The sequence below is a fragment of the Shewanella sp. 11B5 genome (assembly GCF_002836795.1).
GTDB classification, from domain to species: domain Bacteria; phylum Pseudomonadota; class Gammaproteobacteria; order Enterobacterales; family Shewanellaceae; genus Shewanella; species Shewanella frigidimarina.
In genome coordinates this window covers 1-1,592 of the sequence record NZ_PJAP01000833.1, presented here as the reverse complement: position 1 = coordinate 1,592, position 1,592 = coordinate 1, and the positions used below count along the sequence as shown (strand labels likewise).

The window sequence follows — 1,592 nt, the reverse complement described above, 5'->3', positions numbered from 1 at the left end:
CTTTAAAGATGGCTTTAAAACCTTGATGATAGGCGCTGATATATAAGATATTAGGATCATGGTCAAAACCGATAGGCCAAATTACGTCTTCTGCTAAAGCCTCGAACTCCCATAATTTGCGGAGATCTTCACCCGCTCCTTTTTGTTCGTAAATACGGTAGGTTGTGTCATCGCGATAAATACCAATACGCACATTGTGCTGCCTATCGGTTAACCAGTTTCCAATGTGCATACGTGCTGGTTGTAAAGTCTTGATACCGCCTGTTTTTAAACTGACTTTAACGACGCTTTCATATTGCGGTTTAGAACCTAAACCTTGAATTTGCATAAGGATGTGATTTGGATCGGTGTCAAGATAATCAATAACCGATGCTTGTAATTGCGGTAAATCGACAAAACGCGATAGAGAACGATTAGAAAACACACTTGAGGTTTTATTTTCGCTCAGTGAGTATTTTATTAACCGTGTTTCGGTTGTGGGAACACCTCGACGGATGGCGGGATATTTAGACTCGATTAAGATGACATCATTATTTGCCCACGTTAACGATAAAATGACAAATTTCTGATTGTCAGTCTGTAATGGGTAAATATCTTTATTGGTTTGAATATCGCGAATAGTGAGTACTTGGCCCTCAAGCTCATTAGTACTGACTCGTACAAGAGACGCAATTTTTTTACCGTCTGGAGATAAGCTAACAAAGCGGACATCTGGGATGCTGGCAAAGGCTTCTATAGGCAGAGGTTTGGCAAATGAGCTAAGCGAAAATAGACATAAACTAATAACAACAAGCCATAAAATCCGTTTCATTAAAGGTCCATGTAATGCGATATAAAAATGTTATTTGGATGTTACATTTTTATATCAAGGTCTTCAATATATTATACGGTCGCCAGTTGATATCTGAGTTTGTAGTAATAGTGCCAGCCAAGAGTCACGCTTCGGCATAGCATGAATATTGACATCGCAGCCCAAAGGCTGTGGTTGCCCCAATCTTGCAATAGATACCAACTCGGAAAGTAAACGCCAAAGGTAGCAATTATCATGCTGTTACGCATAATACTCCCGTGTGCAGCACCAATATACACGCCATCGAACAGATAACAGCCAAATGCCAAGATAGGCATAAAAATGAGCCAGATTAAGTAGATGTTTGCGGTGTTTTGTACCCCTTCAATATTGGTTAATAGCTGAATTATCCATGGTCCAACCGACCAAAAAAGCAGGCTAAATAACACCGCAACCATTGCCGACCAGCAAAAAGCCAATACAACACTGTCATGCAGTAGTGTTGGATTTTTTTGACCAAATGCGCGGCCGACTTCGGCTTCAGCATAATAGGCTATACCATCTAACGCATAAGAGATCAGCATCAGTAAATTAAGCAGTACTGCGTTGGCAGCAATAGTATTGTCGCCTAAACCGGCACCATAAAAGGTCATAAAACTAAAGGCGGCTTGTAAGCACAAACTGCGGATAAAAATATCACGGTTTAAGGTGAGTAAACGAGCATATCCGCGCCATGATAAATGCGCGATAACCTGGCTTAAATTAAGCCCTCCAGTGTGCACCAGTTGGCGCTTTACCATAA

1 protein-coding gene and 1 pseudogene are annotated in these 1,592 nt (G+C 41.0%); both read right to left on the bottom strand.

Features of this window, described 5'->3' with window-relative positions:
• A pseudogene (locus CXF78_RS16925) lies at nt 1-811 on the bottom strand (S9 family peptidase); the annotation flags it as partial.
• A 71-nt stretch (nt 812-882) separates the two neighbouring features.
• Nucleotides 883-1,592: MATE family efflux transporter (locus CXF78_RS16920; protein WP_257984935.1), on the bottom strand; the 710-nt coding region annotated here is incomplete at its 5' end.